The sequence below is a fragment of the Nocardia carnea genome, from assembly GCF_029868855.1.
Taxonomy (GTDB): domain Bacteria; phylum Actinomycetota; class Actinomycetes; order Mycobacteriales; family Mycobacteriaceae; genus Nocardia; species Nocardia carnea_A.
Genome location: NZ_JARWOV010000219.1, coordinates 14,016 through 29,770, shown reverse-complemented (window position 1 = coordinate 29,770; position 15,755 = coordinate 14,016). Strand labels below are relative to the sequence as shown.

At 68.7% G+C, this 15,755-nt stretch carries 14 protein-coding genes and 1 pseudogene; 11 read left to right on the top strand and 4 right to left on the bottom strand.

Annotated elements, in window-relative coordinates; all coding sequences use genetic code 11:
* Positions 1-87: 87 nt before the first annotated feature.
* The 7 genes from QH195_RS21280 (at position 88) to QH195_RS21250 (ending at position 9,106) form a co-directional block, all read left to right on the top strand.
* Positions 88-1,254, top strand: coding sequence for a phosphotransferase family protein (locus QH195_RS21280; protein WP_280425227.1), 1,167 nt, complete (start codon positions 88-90; stop codon positions 1,252-1,254).
* Between the two features lie 163 nt (positions 1,255-1,417).
* Positions 1,418-2,800 (top strand): replication-associated recombination protein A, encoded by a 1,383-nt coding sequence (locus QH195_RS21275; RefSeq protein ID WP_280436726.1) that lies wholly within the window; start codon positions 1,418-1,420, stop codon positions 2,798-2,800.
* Between the two features lie 98 nt (positions 2,801-2,898).
* Positions 2,899-5,577: an alanine--tRNA ligase gene (gene alaS, locus QH195_RS21270; RefSeq protein ID WP_280436725.1), complete on the top strand. Its 2,679-nt coding sequence runs from the start codon at positions 2,899-2,901 to the stop codon at positions 5,575-5,577.
* Entirely contained in the window at positions 5,577-6,173 is a 597-nt protein-coding gene (gene ruvX / locus QH195_RS21265) for a Holliday junction resolvase RuvX (RefSeq protein WP_280425230.1), read from the top strand. The genes alaS and ruvX overlap by 1 nt, the downstream gene beginning before the upstream one ends.
* Positions 6,170-7,660, top strand: coding sequence for an endolytic transglycosylase MltG (gene mltG, locus QH195_RS21260; RefSeq protein ID WP_280436724.1), 1,491 nt, complete (start codon positions 6,170-6,172; stop codon positions 7,658-7,660). The genes ruvX and mltG overlap by 4 nt, the downstream gene beginning before the upstream one ends.
* A 76-nt stretch (positions 7,661-7,736) precedes the next feature.
* Positions 7,737-8,552, top strand: a complete 816-nt coding sequence (locus QH195_RS21255) for a shikimate dehydrogenase (protein ID WP_280436738.1) — start codon at positions 7,737-7,739, stop codon at positions 8,550-8,552.
* Between the two features lie 80 nt (positions 8,553-8,632).
* Positions 8,633-9,106: a B-4DMT family transporter gene (locus tag QH195_RS21250; RefSeq protein WP_280436723.1), complete on the top strand. Its 474-nt coding sequence runs from the start codon at positions 8,633-8,635 to the stop codon at positions 9,104-9,106.
* 98 nt (positions 9,107-9,204) lie between these two features.
* On the opposite strand, the gene aroB is transcribed toward QH195_RS21250, so the two are convergent.
* The 4 genes and pseudogenes from aroB to QH195_RS21230 form a co-directional block, all read right to left on the bottom strand.
* Positions 9,205-10,323: a 3-dehydroquinate synthase gene (gene aroB / locus QH195_RS21245; protein ID WP_280423478.1), complete on the bottom strand. Its 1,119-nt coding sequence runs from the start codon at positions 10,321-10,323 to the stop codon at positions 9,205-9,207.
* A 398-nt stretch (positions 10,324-10,721) separates the two neighbouring features.
* Positions 10,722-11,240 (bottom strand): annotated as a pseudogene (locus tag QH195_RS21240) (shikimate kinase); the annotation flags it as partial.
* A complete protein-coding gene (aroC, locus tag QH195_RS21235; RefSeq protein WP_280436737.1) occupies positions 11,240-12,466 on the bottom strand; it encodes a chorismate synthase in 1,227 nt (408 codons plus the stop codon). The pseudogene QH195_RS21240 and the gene aroC, both read right to left, overlap by 1 nt.
* Before the next feature lie 87 nt (positions 12,467-12,553).
* Entirely contained in the window at positions 12,554-13,057 is a 504-nt protein-coding gene (locus QH195_RS21230) for a prepilin peptidase (RefSeq protein ID WP_280436722.1), read from the bottom strand.
* A 169-nt stretch (positions 13,058-13,226) separates the two neighbouring features.
* Between QH195_RS21230 and QH195_RS21225 the strand changes: the two genes are divergently transcribed.
* From QH195_RS21225 to QH195_RS21210, 4 genes are read left to right on the top strand one after another with little or no spacing between them, the layout of a single operon-like run.
* Positions 13,227-14,363, top strand: a complete 1,137-nt coding sequence (locus QH195_RS21225; RefSeq protein ID WP_280423480.1) for a M24 family metallopeptidase — start codon at positions 13,227-13,229, stop codon at positions 14,361-14,363.
* Positions 14,364-14,399: 36 nt separating this feature from the next.
* Complete coding sequence (gene efp / locus QH195_RS21220; RefSeq protein WP_033241602.1) at positions 14,400-14,963, top strand: elongation factor P; 564 nt, start codon at positions 14,400-14,402, stop codon at positions 14,961-14,963.
* A 2-nt stretch (positions 14,964-14,965) separates the two neighbouring features.
* The gene (nusB, locus tag QH195_RS21215) at positions 14,966-15,475 is read left to right on the top strand and encodes a transcription antitermination factor NusB (protein WP_280423481.1); all 510 of its coding nucleotides are present in this window, start codon (positions 14,966-14,968) and stop codon (positions 15,473-15,475) included.
* Positions 15,468-15,734, top strand: coding sequence for a YciI family protein (locus QH195_RS21210; protein WP_280436721.1), 267 nt, complete (start codon positions 15,468-15,470; stop codon positions 15,732-15,734). The genes nusB and QH195_RS21210 overlap by 8 nt, the downstream gene beginning before the upstream one ends.
* Positions 15,735-15,755 lie beyond the last annotated feature (21 nt).

The following is a 15,755-nucleotide window of genomic DNA, read 5'->3' as shown; positions in this document are numbered from 1 at the left end:
GGAGAACACGCCTGACACGCCGGGCGACACGGAAAGGTTGTGCAACCGGTCGCTAGAAGTGACCGAATGCGAGTAACTTGAGATGCGATGACTGCACTACTGGCCGAACGAGCCACCGAAGTCGTATCCGCAGCACAGCAGTTGCTCACAAAGCGCATGGGTGCTCCGGTGAAGCTGAGCGATCCCACCGAACTCAGTGGCAGCGGACGGACGACCGTCCTACGGGTCCGGGTCGCGGAGAACGCTTTCTCCCTACCGCGCACCTTGATCGTCAAGCAGGTGCGTGGTGCCGTCGCGGACCCCAAGAACGTGACGATCATGCCGGGTGTCGCCAGCGTCGATTCGGCCTTCCTCCGGGAAGCGGTGTCCTATCAGTTCACCACCGCGCTGAGCCGTGGCGAACGGCCGGGCGCGTACCTGATCGCGCACAGCCTGCCCGACCGGTTGCTCGTGCTGAGCGATCTGGGGGAGAACACCAAACTCACCGATGTGCTGCGCTCCGGCGCCGAACCGGCCGCCCAGAACGCGATGATGGCGTTCGCGCAGGCGCTCGGCCGCATGCACGCCGCCACCGTGGGGCGGGAACTCGATTTCGTCGCACTGCTCCGCCGGGTCGACGTGCTGCACCGGGTGGACGGTATCGCCCAGCAGGCCGAAACCGCCGTCACGGAGGTGCCCGGGTTGCTGCGGCGCGAACTCGGTATCGAGGTACCCGACGAGGTGGCCGAACAGGTCGCCCACGGGGCCCGGCTGTTCGGGGGCGGCCGGTTCCGGGCGTTCAGCCCCTCGGACCTGTGCCCGGACAATGTGATCATCAACGACGAGGGCGCCCGCATCCTCGACTACGAATGGGGCGGTTTCCGCGATGCCACCCTCGATATCGCGTACGCGCTGGTGTCCTTCCCCGGTTGCCTGTGCGATATCGAACTGTCCCGCGAACTGGCCACCCAGATGGTGGAGGCCTGGCGGGCCGAGGTGGTCGGCGTATGGCCGGCCCTCGCCGACGACGACCTGCTCGCCGAGAAGATCCTCGAGGCGCGACTGATCTGGGTCTGGCTCAGCACGTACTGGTTCCTGCCGGCGGATCACACCCGGATCGCGGCGGCCCGCGAACACGGGTTGTCGGTGCCGCGATCGGACGCTCTGCTCAACCGGTGGGCCGGTCTCGCCGAGGATGCGCGGTGCCTCGGCAACGACGCCGTCGGCGATTTCGCCGAAGGCGTCTGCGCCTTGCTCGACGAACACCTCAGCTGATCTGTGCTTCTGCACCGCCGGGTGTGGTGTCCTGCTACGGTCCTGCGCGGGAGCGGGTGTCGGGGGTGGGCGGTACGGTCGCAGCCATGAGTGAGTCAGGCATGGTGGCGGTAGCGGAGCGCAACCACGCAGGGCCGTCGCTCGTGCCGCACAAGGACACGGAATGAGCGACGGCCTGTTCGATATGCCCGGCGCGGAACCGGGCGCACCGGATTTCGCGGGGCCGGATCGGGCCGGCCGGATCGGCGATACCCGCGCACCACTTGCGGTGCGGATGCGCCCGGCTTCCTTGGACGAGGTGGTCGGGCAGCAGCACCTGCTCGGTCCCGGTTCACCGCTACGCCGCCTCGTCGAGGGCTCGGGGGCGGCGTCGGTTCTGCTCTATGGGCCCCCGGGAACGGGCAAGACCACCCTGGCCTCGCTGATCTCGTATGCCACCGGGCGCCGGTTCGAGGCGCTGTCCGCACTGTCGGCGGGTGTCAAGGAAGTGCGCGCGGTGATCGATGTGGCCAGGCGGCGGCTCACCGCGGGTGAGCAGACCGTGTTGTTCATCGACGAGGTGCATCGGTTCTCCAAAACCCAGCAGGACGCACTGCTGGCCGCGGTCGAGAACCGGATCGTGCTGCTGGTGGGCGCGACCACGGAGAACCCGTCGTTCTCGGTGGTGGCGCCGTTGCTGTCCCGGTCACTGGTGCTGCAGCTGCATTCACTGACGGCCGACGATATCCGGACCGTGCTGACCCGCGCTCTGACCGACCCGCGCGGGCTGGACGGTCAGTTCACCGTCACCGACGAAGCGATCGACCATATCGTCCGGATCGCCGGAGGCGATGCCCGGCGCGCGCTCACCGCCCTGGAGGCTTCCGCGGAATCCTCGCTCGACGGCCGGATCGACCTCGACCTGGTCGCCGCCAGCGTGGACAAGGCCGCTGTCCGCTACGACCGGGCCGGTGATCAGCACTACGACGTGATCAGCGCGTTCATCAAATCCATTCGCGGCTCCGACGTGGATGCCGCGCTGCACTACCTCGCCCGGATGTTGACCGCGGGAGAGGACCCGCGATTCATCGCCCGGCGCCTGATGATCCACGCCAGCGAAGATATCGGGATGGCGGACCCCAGTGCGCTGCAGACCGCGACCGCCGCGGCGCAGGTGGTGCAGCTGGTCGGGTTGCCGGAGGCCCGGCTGGCGCTGGCCCAGGCCACCATCCATCTGGCCACGGCCCCGAAATCGGGCGCGGTGGTGGCGGCCATCGGCGCGGCCATGGCCGATGTGGCGGCCGGTAAGGCAGGCGCGGTGCCGCCGCACCTGCGCGACGGCCACTACTCCGGCGCCGCGGCGCTCGGCAACGCGCAGGGCTACCGGTACCCGCACGACGATCCGGACGGCGTGCTCGCCCAGCAGTACCCGCCGGACGAACTGGTCGGGGTGGACTACTACCATCCGACCGATCACGGCAACGAGCGGACCGTGGGCCCCCGGGTGAGTACCCTGCGCCGGATAGTCCGCGGTTTACGGAGCCAGAACGGACGTAGCCGGACGTAGCGTCCCGCAGCGCCGCGCCGGATTCGAACAACCGGGGTGGTACGCCTAACCCGGCTCGGTGATAATTCACGTGCACCGCCCCGGTAGGCTGGATATCTGTGCAGACCCACGAGATCAGACGGCGATTCCTGGACCATTTCGTTCGTGCCGGGCATACGGAGGTGCCCAGTGCATCGCTGATTCTCGACGACCCGAACCTGCTGTTCGTGAACGCGGGCATGGTGCAGTTCAAACCGTATTTCCTCGGTCAGCAGACGCCGCCGTATCCGCGCGCGACCAGTGTGCAGAAATGCGTGCGCACCGGTGATATCGAGGAAGTCGGCGTCACCACGCGGCACAACACCTTCTTCCAGATGGCCGGCAATTTCTCCTTCGGCGATTACTTCAAGGAAGGCGCGATCCGCTTCGCCTGGGAACTGATCACCAAATCCCAGGAGGACGGCGGTTACGGGTTCGATCCCGAACGCATCTGGGTCACCGCGTACGAGGCCGATCCGGAGGCCGCCGAACTGTGGCGCAAGGTGGCCGGTATCCCCGACGAGCGGATCCAGTTCCGCGACGGCAAGGACAACTACTGGGATATGGGTGTGCCCGGTCCCGGTGGGCCCTGCTCCGAGATCTACTACGACCGTGGCCCCGAATACGGGCGCGACGGCGGGCCGGTCGCCGACGAGGACCGCTACCTGGAGATCTGGAACCTGGTCTTCATGCAGGACATCCGTGGTGAGCAGAGCCCCAAACTCGGGCATCCGCCGGTGGGCGTGCTGCCGAAGAAGAATATCGACACCGGAATGGGTATCGAGCGCATCGCGCTGCTGCTCCAGGGCGTGGACAACGTCTACGAAACCGATCTGCTTCGCCCGATCATCGACAAGGCCGAGGAGCTCACGGGCCGGTCCTACGGTGTCGAACACGCCGACGATGTGCGCTTCCGGGTCATCGCCGACCATGCGCGCACCTCCGCGATGCTGATTGCCGACGGTGTCAACCCGGGCAACGACGGCCGCGGTTACGTGCTGCGGCGACTGCTGCGCCGGATCGTGCGCTCGGCCCGGTTGCTGGGCGCCGAACAACCGGTGATGAGCCAGTTCATGCGGGTGGTGAGCGAGCTGATGGCTCCGTCCTATCCCGAACTGGCCACCGATTTCGCGCGAATCGAAACCGTCGCGGTCGGGGAGGAGACGGCATTCCGTAAGACGCTGGCCACCGGGTCGCGGCTGTTCGACGAAACCGTCGAGGAAGTCAAGGCTGCCACTCCGGCCGGTAAGACCGGCAGGATCTCCGGTGCCGACGCCTTCACCCTGCACGACACCTACGGTTTCCCGATCGACCTCACCCTCGAGATGGCGTCCGAAGCCGGGCTGTCCGTGGACGAGGCGGGCTTCCGGTCGCTGATGGCCGAACAGCGGCAGCGGGCCAAGGAAGACGCGCATGCCCGGAAGCACGCCCATGCCGACCTGTCCGTCTACAAGGAACTGGTCGACCGGGGTGATACCGAGTTCACCGGATTCGACGAGCTCACCTCCGAGGCGCGGGTACTCGCGCTCATCGGCGACGGTGTCCGGGTGCCGACCGCGGTCGCCGGTACCGATATCGAGGTGATCCTGGACCGCAGCCCGCTCTACGCCGAAGCGGGCGGTCAGATCGCCGATCGGGGCACGATCACCGCCGCGGGTACCAAACTCACCGTCAACGATGTGCAGAAGATCGCGAAGAAGCTCTGGGTACACCGGTGCACGGTGGAGCAGGGCCAGATCACCGAGGGCGATGTGGTGCTCGCTCAGGTGGATCCTGCCTGGCGGCGCGGTGCCACCCAGGGCCATTCCGGTACCCATATGGTCCACGCCGCGCTGCGGCAGGTACTCGGCCCCAACGCGGTGCAGGCCGGTTCGATGAACAAGCCCGGCTATCTGCGGTTCGATTTCAACTGGCAGGGCCAGCTCTCCGAACAGCAGAAGGCCGATATCGAAGCGGTGTCCAACGACGGTGTCGGTGCCGACTATCCGGTGAACACCTTCGTCACCGAGCTGCCGAAGGCACGCGAAATGGGGGCGCTGGCCCTGTTCGGCGAGAACTATGGTGACCGGGTGCGGGTGGTGGAGATGGGCGGACCGTTCTCCATGGAGCTGTGCGGTGGCACGCATGTGGGGCATTCCTCGCAGATCGGTCCGATCACAGTGCTCGGGGAGTCGTCGGTCGGTTCGGGTGTGCGCCGTGTGGAGGCGTTCGTCGGGCTGGACTCCTACCGGCACCTGGCGAAGGAGCGGGCGCTGCTGGCCGGTGTCGCCTCCATGCTGAAGGTGCCCTCCGACGAAGTTCCGGGACGGGTGGAACAACTTGTGGACCGGCTGAAGGTCGCCGAGAAGGAACTCGAGCGGACCAAGGTCGCGGCGGTGCTGTCCTCCGCCGGTTCGTATGCCGATGCGGCGCAGCGGATCGGTGAAGTACTGCTGGTGGCCGCGGCCGCGCCGGAGGGCGTCGCGGCCGGCGATCTGCGTACCCTGGCCACCGATATCCGCGGCCGGCTGGGCTCCACCCCCGCCATTGTGGTGTTGCTCGGAAATAACGAGGGCAAGGTGCCGTTCGTCGTCACCGTGAACAAGGCGGCCCAGGAACTCGGTTTCGCCGCCGGCGCGCTGGTCGGTGTCTTCGGTCCGAGTATCTCCGGCCGCGGTGGCGGTAAGCCCGAGATGGCCCAGGGCGCGGGTTCGGACCCCTCGGGTATCGAGGCGGGCCTGGCGGCGGTCCGGGACCATATCGGCGCACACGCCGGCTGATGGCGGCTGCTTCCGGCGCGGATACCCCGGTCGACCGGCCGCACCCCGATTCCGACCCCGGCCGCGGCCGGCGGCTGGGTATCGACGTGGGCAGCGTCCGGATCGGGGTGGCGGCCAGTGATCCCGACGGCGTTCTCGCCACCCCGGTGGAGACCGTGCCCCGGGCCGGTTCACCGGGCCGCCGGTCCGGACGCAATCCCGGAGGTGCCGCCGCCGGTGGAAAACAGGCCACCGGCGCGGATATCGCGCGGATCGCCGCGATCGCGGCCGAATACGAGGCGGTGGAGATCATCGTCGGGCTGCCGCGCACACTGCGCGGCGAAAGCGGGACCGCGGCACGGCTGGCCGTCGAGTTCGCCGGAAAGTTGCGCGACTCGCTGCCCGAAGTGCCGATCCGCCTTTCCGACGAACGTTTGACTACGGTGTCTGCTGCACGCGCTCTGCGGGACAGCGGTGTCCGAGCACGCGGACAGCGGCAGGTGATCGACCAGGCGGCTGCCGTTTCGATCCTGCAGAGCTGGTTGGACGAACGGAGTTCGATGATGAGGTCGGCCGAGGACGCGGAACGGACCGCGTTGTTCGGAGACGATGAATGACGGATCGGTGGGCGCAGGCGGAAGCGCGGTTCCGGCAGCGTGAGGCCGAGCGGCGATATCGTCGCGACGACAAGGCCTGGGAGAGATCCCGCCGGTCGGCCGCCACGCCGGTAGCCGACGATCCCGAATGGGACGATGAGCCGGACGCCGGCTGGGACCCCTACGAGGACGACGACACCGCGGTCATTCCCCGCTACGTCGACGAGGACGAGTACATCGACGACGAGGACGATTACGACGCCGCCGAGCCCGAGCCGCGACCGCGGTCCCGGGCGCGCACCCGCGCCGGTGCCCGGCCGGCGCCCCGACGTGGTGGCCGGGCCGCCGCCCGCCGGGCCCGTGAGCAACAGGGCGGGGGCCGCCGGAAGCTGCTGTGGGCGGCCGCCGCGGTCGTGCTCGTCCTGATACTCGGTGCCGGTGTGTACAAACTCGTCAATCGCTACACCCCGCCGGAGGATTTCGCCGGGCCGGGTGGCGCACCGGTGGTCGTCCATGTCGCGGCCGGCGATACGGCCACCGAGATAGCCACCGCCATGGCGGAGGCCGGTGTGGTGGCCAGTTCGGCCGCCTTCTACGAGGCGGCGGTACAGAACGACGGTATGAGTTCGGTACAGCCCGGTTACTACGCCATTCCCGAGCGGAGCCCGGGCCGCGACGCCGTCGCGGCGCTGGTATCCCCGGAGGCTCGCGTGGGCAATCTGGTCATCTCCGAAGGCCGGCAGTTGCACGATCAGCACGACGTGAACACCGGCGCGCGCAAGGAAGGCATCTACACCAAGATCGCCGCCGCCAGTTGTGTCGGCGGCGACGCCGAACGCCGATGCGTCACCTACGAACAACTCGAAGAGGCCGGCGCCGGTACCGATCTGGCCGCCCTCGGGGTGCCGGAATGGGCGATGGATGCCGTCCGGAAGGTACCCGACCGGCGACGTCAGCTCGAGGGTTTGATCGCCGCGGGGAGCTGGGATTTCGACCCCAACAGCACCGCTCAGGAGATCCTGCGGAAACTGGTCAGCGAAAGTGCGGCGAGCTACGAGTCCACCGGGCTGCTCGAATCCGGGAGCGCCAACGGGCTGAGTCCCTACGAAACGCTGATCGGGGCCTCCCTGGTGGAACGTGAAGCGCTGCCGCAGGATATGAGCAAGGTGGCCCGGGTGATCGTGAACCGGCTCGATATCGGCCAGCCGTTGCAGTTCGACTCCACGGTCAACTACGCGCTCGACAAAACCGAGGTCGCCACGACCGACGCCGATCGCGCGCAGACCACCCCGTGGAACACCTATGCCATGGCCGGGCTGCCCGCCACCCCGATCGCCGCTCCCTCGATCGGGGCGCTGGAGGCGATGGAGAAACCCGAGCCGGGTGACTGGCTGTACTTCGTCACGGTGGACAAGGAAGGCACCACGTTGTTCACCAAGAGCTACGGCGAGCATCTGGAGAACATCGAATTGGCAATGGAAAGCGGGATTCTCGACAGTGGGCGCTGAAACCGGCCCGGGTATCGGGTCGCCGGTGCATTCGGCAACGGAGGGCACCGGCGCGACAGTGGGCTCCGGATCGGCCGTGGCCGGTCGGCGGCGGGCGGCGGTACTCGGCAGTCCCATCACCCATTCCCGCTCTCCGCAGTTGCATCTGGCCGCCTACCGGGCGCTCGGTCTGGACTGGTCCTACGACCGGATCGAATGCACCGCGGCCGAGCTGCCGCGGCTGGTGGACGGATTCGGCCCGGACTGGATCGGCCTGTCGGTGACCATGCCGGGCAAGGAAGCCGCGCTGGCATACGCGAACGAACGCACCGAACGAGCGGTGCTCGTCGGGTCGGCCAACACCCTGGTCCGGACCGAGTCGGGGTGGCGTGCGGACTGCACCGACGTGGACGGTGTGCTGGGCGCGCTGCGGGGCGGCGGTGTGACCGAGTTGTCCGAAGCGGTGGTTCTCGGCGCCGGCGGAACCGCCAGGCCGGCGCTGCTGGCGCTGACCGGACTCGGTGCCCGGCGGGTCACCGTCGTGGCGCGGGACGCGGGCCGGGCAGCGGGTGCGCGCGAACTCGCCGCGCAACTCGGTGCGGATACCGAAGTGATCGGCTTCGATTCACCCGAGCTGGCGCGCCGCTGCGCGGCGGCCGGCGCGGTGGTCAGCACTGTCCCGTATCAGGCGGCGGCCGGTGTCGCCGGCGCGGTGGCGGCGGCGCCCGTGGTACTCGATGTCCTGTACGACCCGTGGCCGACACCGCTGGCGGAAGCGGTGGCGGCGGCCGGTCACACCGTGATCGGTGGCCTGCAGATGTTGCTGGAACAGGCCTACGGGCAGGTCGAGCAGTTCACCGGTAAACCCGCCCCGCGGGCGGCGATGGCGGCAGCGGTGTCCGACCTGGGCTGATCGCCCGGTGGGCCGCCGTTTGCCACCGATATTCTGCAACCGGTTCTAGCTTTGTGCTCGAGCGGGTTATGGTGATCGGCATGACTGCGTGGTTGTTGCGGGCACTGGCGCTCGGCGGACTGGCCGTCGTGCTGCGAGTACTCCTCGGGTTCGCGATGGGGTTCGTCCCGACCTATGGGGTGTGGCTGCGGCTGCTCTGCCTGGTGGTGTTGATCGGGGCCGCGGTCGCGTGGGGCATGGCGGACGGCCGGGCCGACCGGCGCGCCAACCCCAACCCGGAACGCGGCGCCGATCTGACGATCCTGTGGCTGCAGGCGGCGGTGGCCGGCGGTATCGGCTGCGGTCTCGTGTCCTGGCTGCTGGACTTCGTTCCGCGGGTCGATCTCGGCGACGCCGGCCTGCTCTTCGAGGCGACCGCCGCCTCCGCATTCATCGTGTTGCTGATCTTCGTCCCAGCCCTTGTCGGTGTGGCCGTGGGCCGGAAGCGGGCGCGCGGAGGACGAGGCGGGACGGCCGATACCGCGGGATTCCGGCCGGCCGGCTCAGCGGCCTGAGACCGACCGGTCGCCGGGCTGGAAGAGTCCGACCACATAGGCGTTCGCGACAGCCGGCGCAGCCGCACGCCTCCGGTCTGTCCCGTAATCTGCCGGTCTCAGAGCAGGATTGCGCTGCCACCACTGGACCCGGACCCGGCGACCGCCGAGTACGCGGCGGCGAGCAGTGCGGGATCCGGGCCCTCGAGCCGGCCCGGTTTGGCCAGCCCATCCAGCACGACGAACCGCAGCACCCCAGAGCGGGTCTTCTTATCGGTCTGCATACCCTCCAACAGCTGGGGCAAGGCATCCGGATCGTAGGTGGTGGGCAGGCCCACGCTTTCCAGAATGCGGCGATGGCGGTCGGCGGTGGCATCGTCGAGGCGACCGGCCAACCTGCCCAATTCGGCGGCGAAGACCAGGCCGACCGCTACCGCCGCACCGTGGCGCCAGCGGTAGCGTTCCCGGCGTTCGATGGCATGGCCGAGGGTGTGGCCGTAGTTGAGAATTTCCCGCAGGGCCGATTCCTTGAGGTCGGCGGCGACCACCTCCGCCTTGACCGCGACGGCGCGCCGGATCAGCTCCGGCAGCACCTCGCCGGTCGGGTCGAGCGCGGCCTGCGGATCGCGTTCGATCAGATCGAGGATCACCGGATCGGCGATGAAACCGGCTTTGATGATCTCGGCCATACCGGCGACGATCTCGTTGCGCGGCACCGTTTCCAGGGTCACCAGATCGACCAGAACGGCCGACGGTTCATGGAAGCAGCCCACCAGGTTCTTACCGGCCTCGGTGTTGATCCCTGTCTTACCGCCCACCGCGGCATCCACCATCGCCAGCAGGGTGGTGGGCACATGTACGATCTTCACCCCGCGCATCCACGTCGCCGCGACGAAACCGGCGAGATCGGTGGCCGCACCGCCGCCGAGGCTGATCACCACATCGCTGCGGGTCAGGCCGATCCGGCCGAGCACCTCCCAGCAGAATCCGGCGACCGCGAGTTCCTTGCCCGCCTCCGCGTCGGGAATCTCGATCCGATGTGCGTCCAGCCCGGCCTCGGCCAGCGACGCGCGCACCACCTCGGCGGTTTCGACCAGTGACGGCTGATGGAAGAGGGCGACGGTGCGCACCCCGCCGGCGCCGGTCACGGTCTCGACGAGATCACCGAGCAAACCGCGGCCGATGATCACCGGATAGGGCTGTGCGGTGCGGACCTCGATACGCGTCGGTTCTGTCACCTGGGCTGCTCCGTTCCTGTCTTTGCCTGCTCGGTATGGGTGTGCTCGGCCTGTTCACGTTGTTGCCTGCGGGCCCGCGCGCGTCTGGCCCGCGCCCGCCGGGAGCGGCCGGGCGTGCGCAGACCGGTATCGGTGGATTCGGTCCGGCCCGCCGGTGTGCCGGGCGTATCCGAACCCTTGCCTTCCGCCGGCTCCGCCCGCCCGGCGTTGTTCTCCGTTACGGCGTCCTCCGTCGCGGTGTGCACGGGGGAGGTCCCGGCTGTCTTCTGCTGTGCGGCGGCCGCCCGCCGGGCCCGTGCCCGGGCGCGGCGCCGTGCCCGCGACCGGCTTGTACGCTGCGGGGTCGTGCCGGCGGGGAGCCCGGTCTCCGCTGTTTCGGGATGAACCGGTTCGAGGCCGAGCTTGCCCATGATCGCGCGGACGACCCGGCCCGGACTGCGCCCGTCGGTGCGTACCCGCACCGAGGCGACTTCACGATAGAGCGGTCGCCGCAGGCGCATGAGCTCCCGGTATTTCGCGCCCGGATCGGCACCGCCGAGCAGCGGCCGGGTGTTCGTGGCACCGGTGCGGCGCAAGCCCTCGGCGATACTGATCTCCAGATACACCACCGTGCACTCCCGCAGCAGGGCCCGGGTGCTTTCGGACAGCACCGCGCCACCACCGAGGGAGACGACACCTCGTCGGGTGTGCAGCGCCCGGCTCACCACCTCTTCTTCGAGGCGGCGGAAAGCGGGTTCGCCGTCGGCGGCGAAGATCTCGGGGATGCTGCGTCCGGCGGCCTCCTCGATACCGGCGTCGGTGTCGTAGAGTTCCACGCCCAGTTCGCGGGCGAGTTTGCGGCCGATCGTCGTCTTACCCGCGCCCGGCGGCCCGATCAGCACCACCCGCGGGCCGTGCGGATCGGTGTGCGCGGACATTACGCCGGGTCGGCGACGTGTTCGCCCGGGCTCAGGTGCGGGCGAGCGCTGATCCGCTTCACGTAGCCGTCGAGGTTGCTCACCGTTTCGGCGATCGAATCTCCGCCGAACTTCTCCAGTACCGCCTGGGCCACCACCAGCGCGACCATGGATTCGGCCACGACCCCGGCCGCCGGAACCGCGCAGACATCGGAGCGCTGGTGGATCGCCGAGGCTTCTGCACCGGTGGCCATATCGACGGTGGACAGCGCGCGCGGCACGGTGGAAATGGGTTTCATCGCCGCCCGCACCCGCAGCGCCTCGCCGTTGGTCATCCCGCCCTCGAGACCGCCCGCGCGGTTGGTCGAGCGCAGCACACCGTCGGGACCCGGCCGCATCTCGTCGTGAGCCTGGCTGCCCCGGCGGCGCGCCGTCTCGAAACCGTCGCCGACCTCGACACCCTTGATGGCCTGGATTCCCATGAGCGCGGCCGCGAGCCGCGAATCCAGCCGGTTCTCCCCGCTGGTGAACGAGCCCAAGCCGATCGGCAGCCCGTCGACGACCACCTCGACGACCCCGCCCAGGGTGTCGCCGTCCTTCTTCGCGGCCTCGATCTCGGCGATCATGGCCGCCTCGGCGGCGGTATCGAAGGCCCGCACCGGGCTTTCATCGATCGCGGCCAGATCGCCCGCGGTGGGCACCACCCCGGTGGTGTTCGCCGCGGTGCCGATGGCGACCACGTGCGAAATCACCTCGACCCCGAGCGCCTGGCGCAGGAATGCCCGCGCCACCGTGCCGGCCGCGACCCGGGCCGCGGTTTCCCGGGCGCTGGCCCGTTCCAGCACCGGGCGGGCGTCCTCGAAACCGTATTTCAGCATCCCCGAATAGTCGGCGTGGCCCGGGCGGGGCCGGGTGAGCGGCGTGTTGCGGGCGAGATCGGCGAGTTCCGCCTCGTCCACCGGATCGGCCGACATCACGATGGTCCATTTGGGCCATTCCGAATTGGCGACCTCGATGGCGACCGGACCGCCCATGGTGCGCCCGTGCCGGACGCCGCCGATCACGGTGACCTTGTCGGCCTCGAACTTCATGCGGGCGCCGCGACCGTAACCGAGCCGGCGGCGCGCCAGCTGTGCAGAGATCTCCGTCGAGGTCACCTCGACTCCGGCGACCATTCCTTCCAGAAGGGCGACGAGAGCGGGTCCGTGGGATTCTCCAGCAGTTATCCAGCGCAGCACGCCGACCATCTTCCCATGTCGGCGCCGCGCCCGGGGCAGGCGGTCGGCGGTGTTCATCGGGGCTGCCGCGCGCGGCTGTATCGGATTGCCGGATGATCACCACAGGGCCAGGCCCAGAAGTGTCGCGGCACACATGGAGGGCCCGTGTGGTACGGCGGCGATCGGGCCGCCGGGGGAGCGCGCATGTGCCGGAACAGGTAGGCATCCGGGCGTCCGGGCGTTGCGGAACCGCGGTGCGGTGATGCGGTGCCCGAGCACCAGTCCGGTCGCGGCCGCGGCAGTGAACAGCGGTGCCGCGAGAGCCGACCAGATCCAGACCTGCGCACCACCGAGCGCGGCCGCGGCGCCGAGTCCCACCGCGAGTTTCACATCCCCGGCACCCAGCGCCGCGGGCCGTAGTAGATGCACAACCAGATAAGGAACGGCCAGCAGCGCCGCGCCGCGGAGCGCGGCGCCCAGGTGCCCGGCCGATGCCGCGTACGCCAGCACGCCCAGCGACCCCGTAACGGTGAGCGGATTCGGCAGTCGCCGGGTTCGGATATCGAAGCCGGCCAGCAACCCGCACCAGCCGGTCAGAACGAAGAAAAAGAGTGCCGTCACACCGTTCACGATTCCGGTGATATCGGCCCGGCGGGCGGCTCCACGGCAATCTGTGGACAACCGAAGCCGCGGTCGCGCACTGTGAATACGGTGTCTTCCGGATCGTGTTCGCCGAGATCGCTCCGGCCGGGCCTGTGTGGCGCGTGGGGGTCGGCGGTACTTTTGTCCCATGTCTGCTGATTCCGGCCGTGGTACCCAGGAGCGGCCCGATTACGCCGCGCGGCGGGGCCTGCTGCGCAACCTGCTGGTCGAGAACGAGATCGACGGCCTACTGGTCACCGACCTGGTGAACATCCGCTACCTGACGGGCTTCACCGGTTCCAACGCCGCGCTGCTGGTGCATTCGTGGGATGCGGCAGGTGCGGAGGATCGCACCGTGATCGCCACGGACGGCCGCTACGACACCCAGGTGGCCGAGCAGGTTCCCGATCTGCGGGCCGAGATCGCCCGCGCGGTCGCCCGGCGGGTCGTGGAACTGGCCGGAGAGTGGCAGTTCGGCCGATTGGGCTACGAAAGTCATATCGTCACCGTTGATCAGCACCGCGGTCTCGTCGAGCTCGCAACGGGACTCGATTTCGTCGCCACTCCGGGGCTGACGGAGCAGTTGCGCATGGTCAAGGACGACTACGAGGTGGACCGTTTGCGTGCGGCCTGCACGGTCGGCGACGAGGCGCTGGCCGCGCTGCTGGAGACCGGGAGACTCCGGCCGGGGCGCACCGAACGTCAGGTCGCCCGGGATCTCGAATGGGCCATGTTCGAACGTGGCGCCGCCGGGATCGCCTTCGAGACCATCGTCGCCGCCGGGGCGAATTCCGCGATTCCGCATCATCGGCCCACCGACGCCGTACTGGCCCACGGCGATTTCGTGAAGCTGGATTTCGGCGCTGTCGTGGACGGCTACCACTCCGATATGACCCGCACCTTCGTGCTCGGTGAACCCGAGGACTGGCAACGCGAGGTCTACGACCTGGTGTATGCCGCGCAGCGTGCCGGCCGCGAAGCGTTACGACCCGGTATCCCGTGTGCCGATGTCGACGCCGCCGCCCGGGAGGTGATCGCCGCGGCCGGGCACGGTTCGTTGTTCGTGCACGGATTGGGGCACGGGGTGGGGCTGCGTATCCACGAAGCGCCCGGCATCGCGAAAACGGGCACGGGTACACTGCTGTCTGGCGTGGCGGTGACCGTCGAACCAGGTGTGTACTTTCCCGGCCGCGGCGGGGTCCGGATCGAGGACACGCTCGTGGTGCGCGAAGGGGGCCCCGAACTGCTCACCAACACCAGCAAAGACCTGACCGTCGTCGGATGACGCCGGTCGCCCGAGAACCGAGGAGACCCGAACACAGTGGCGGACACCAGCGACTTCAAGAACGGCCTCGTGCTGAAGATCGACGGTAATCTCCAGCAGATCGTCGAATTCCAGCACGTCAAGCCGGGTAAAGGTCCTGCCTTCGTGCGAACCAAACTGAAGAACGTGCTGTCCGGCAAGATCGTCGACAAGACCTTCAACGCCGGTGTGAAGGTGGAAACCGCCACCGTCGACCGCCGGGATATGACCTACCTGTACCACGACGGTTCGGACTACGTGTTCATGGACGGCGAAACCTTCGACCAGCTCTCCATCGCCGAGCCGACCATCGGTGAACAGGCTCGCTTCCTGCTGGAGAACATGACCGTACAGGTCGCCATGCACGAGGGCGCGCCGCTGTACGTGGAACTGCCGGTCACCGCGGAGCTCGAGGTCACCCATACCGATATCGGCCTGCAGGGTGATCGCTCCACCGGCGGTACCAAACCGGCCACCGTGGAGACCGGCGCCGAGGTCCAGGTCCCGCTGTTCATCAACACCGGTGACAAACTCCGTATCGACACCCGCGACGGCAGCTACCTGGGCCGAGTCAACTCCTGACCGTGGCCGACCAGCCCGCGGACAAGAAGTCCGCCTACAAGAAACTCGGCGCCCGCCACAAGGCCCGGCGCCGCGCGGTGGACCTGCTGTTCGAGGCCGAGGCCCGCGATATCGACCCGTCAGATCTGGCCGATGAGCGGATCGAGCTCGCGGCGCGGGATCAGGCGGTGGCTCCGGTCCACGCCTACACCCGCACCCTGGTCGACGGTATCGCCGAGGAGCTCGACCGGGTCGACGGCACCATCGAGTCCTATCTGCACGACTGGACACTGTCCCGGCTGCCCGCGGTGGACCGGGCGATCCTGCGTGTGGCCGTATGGGAACTGTTGTATGCCACCGACGTTCCGCCGATCGTCGCGGTGGACGAGGCGGTGGAGTTGGCCAAGGAGTTGTCCACCGACGATTCCCCCGGATTCGTCAACGGGGTGCTGGGCCAGGTGGTACTGGTGGCGCCGCAGATCCGCGCCGCCGCCTCCGCGACCCGGTCGGCCGAACCGGAAACAGATGACTGACGTGCGCAAATACCTGGTTCTGGCGTTTCGGACCCCCGCGTACGACCCGGCGGTCGGCGAACCGCACCGGCAGTTCTTGGGGGAGCTCCGCACCCGGGGCATGTTGCAGGAAAGCGGGCCGTTCACCGACGGCACCGGAGGCGCCTACATCGTGCTCGCGGAATCTCGCGCGGCCGCCGAGGCGGTGGTGTTCACCGACCCACTGCACACCACCGGCGCCGCCGGGCTGACGGTGTACGAATGGGAGATCACCGGCTGACCGGTCGTCGGCCCGGAGTGA

What these genes read in the sequence shown, in the direction of transcription:
- QH195_RS21275 (WP_280436726.1), top strand. Translation starts at nt 1,418, where the DNA reads ATGAGCGACGGCCTGTTCGATATGCCCGGCGCGGAACCGGGCGCACCG.
- QH195_RS21280 (WP_280425227.1), top strand. Translation starts at nt 88, where the DNA reads ATGACTGCACTACTGGCCGAACGAGCCACCGAAGTCGTATCCGCAGCA.
- QH195_RS21210 (WP_280436721.1), top strand. Translation starts at nt 15,468, where the DNA reads ATGACTGACGTGCGCAAATACCTGGTTCTGGCGTTTCGGACCCCCGCG.
- QH195_RS21250 (WP_280436723.1), top strand. Translation starts at nt 8,633, where the DNA reads ATGACTGCGTGGTTGTTGCGGGCACTGGCGCTCGGCGGACTGGCCGTC.
- ruvX (WP_280425230.1), top strand. Translation starts at nt 5,577, where the DNA reads ATGGCGGCTGCTTCCGGCGCGGATACCCCGGTCGACCGGCCGCACCCC.
- aroC (WP_280436737.1), bottom strand. Translation starts at nt 12,466, where the DNA reads ATGGTCGGCGTGCTGCGCTGGATAACTGCTGGAGAATCCCACGGACCC.
- QH195_RS21225 (WP_280423480.1), top strand. Translation starts at nt 13,227, where the DNA reads ATGTCTGCTGATTCCGGCCGTGGTACCCAGGAGCGGCCCGATTACGCC.
- mltG (WP_280436724.1), top strand. Translation starts at nt 6,170, where the DNA reads ATGACGGATCGGTGGGCGCAGGCGGAAGCGCGGTTCCGGCAGCGTGAG.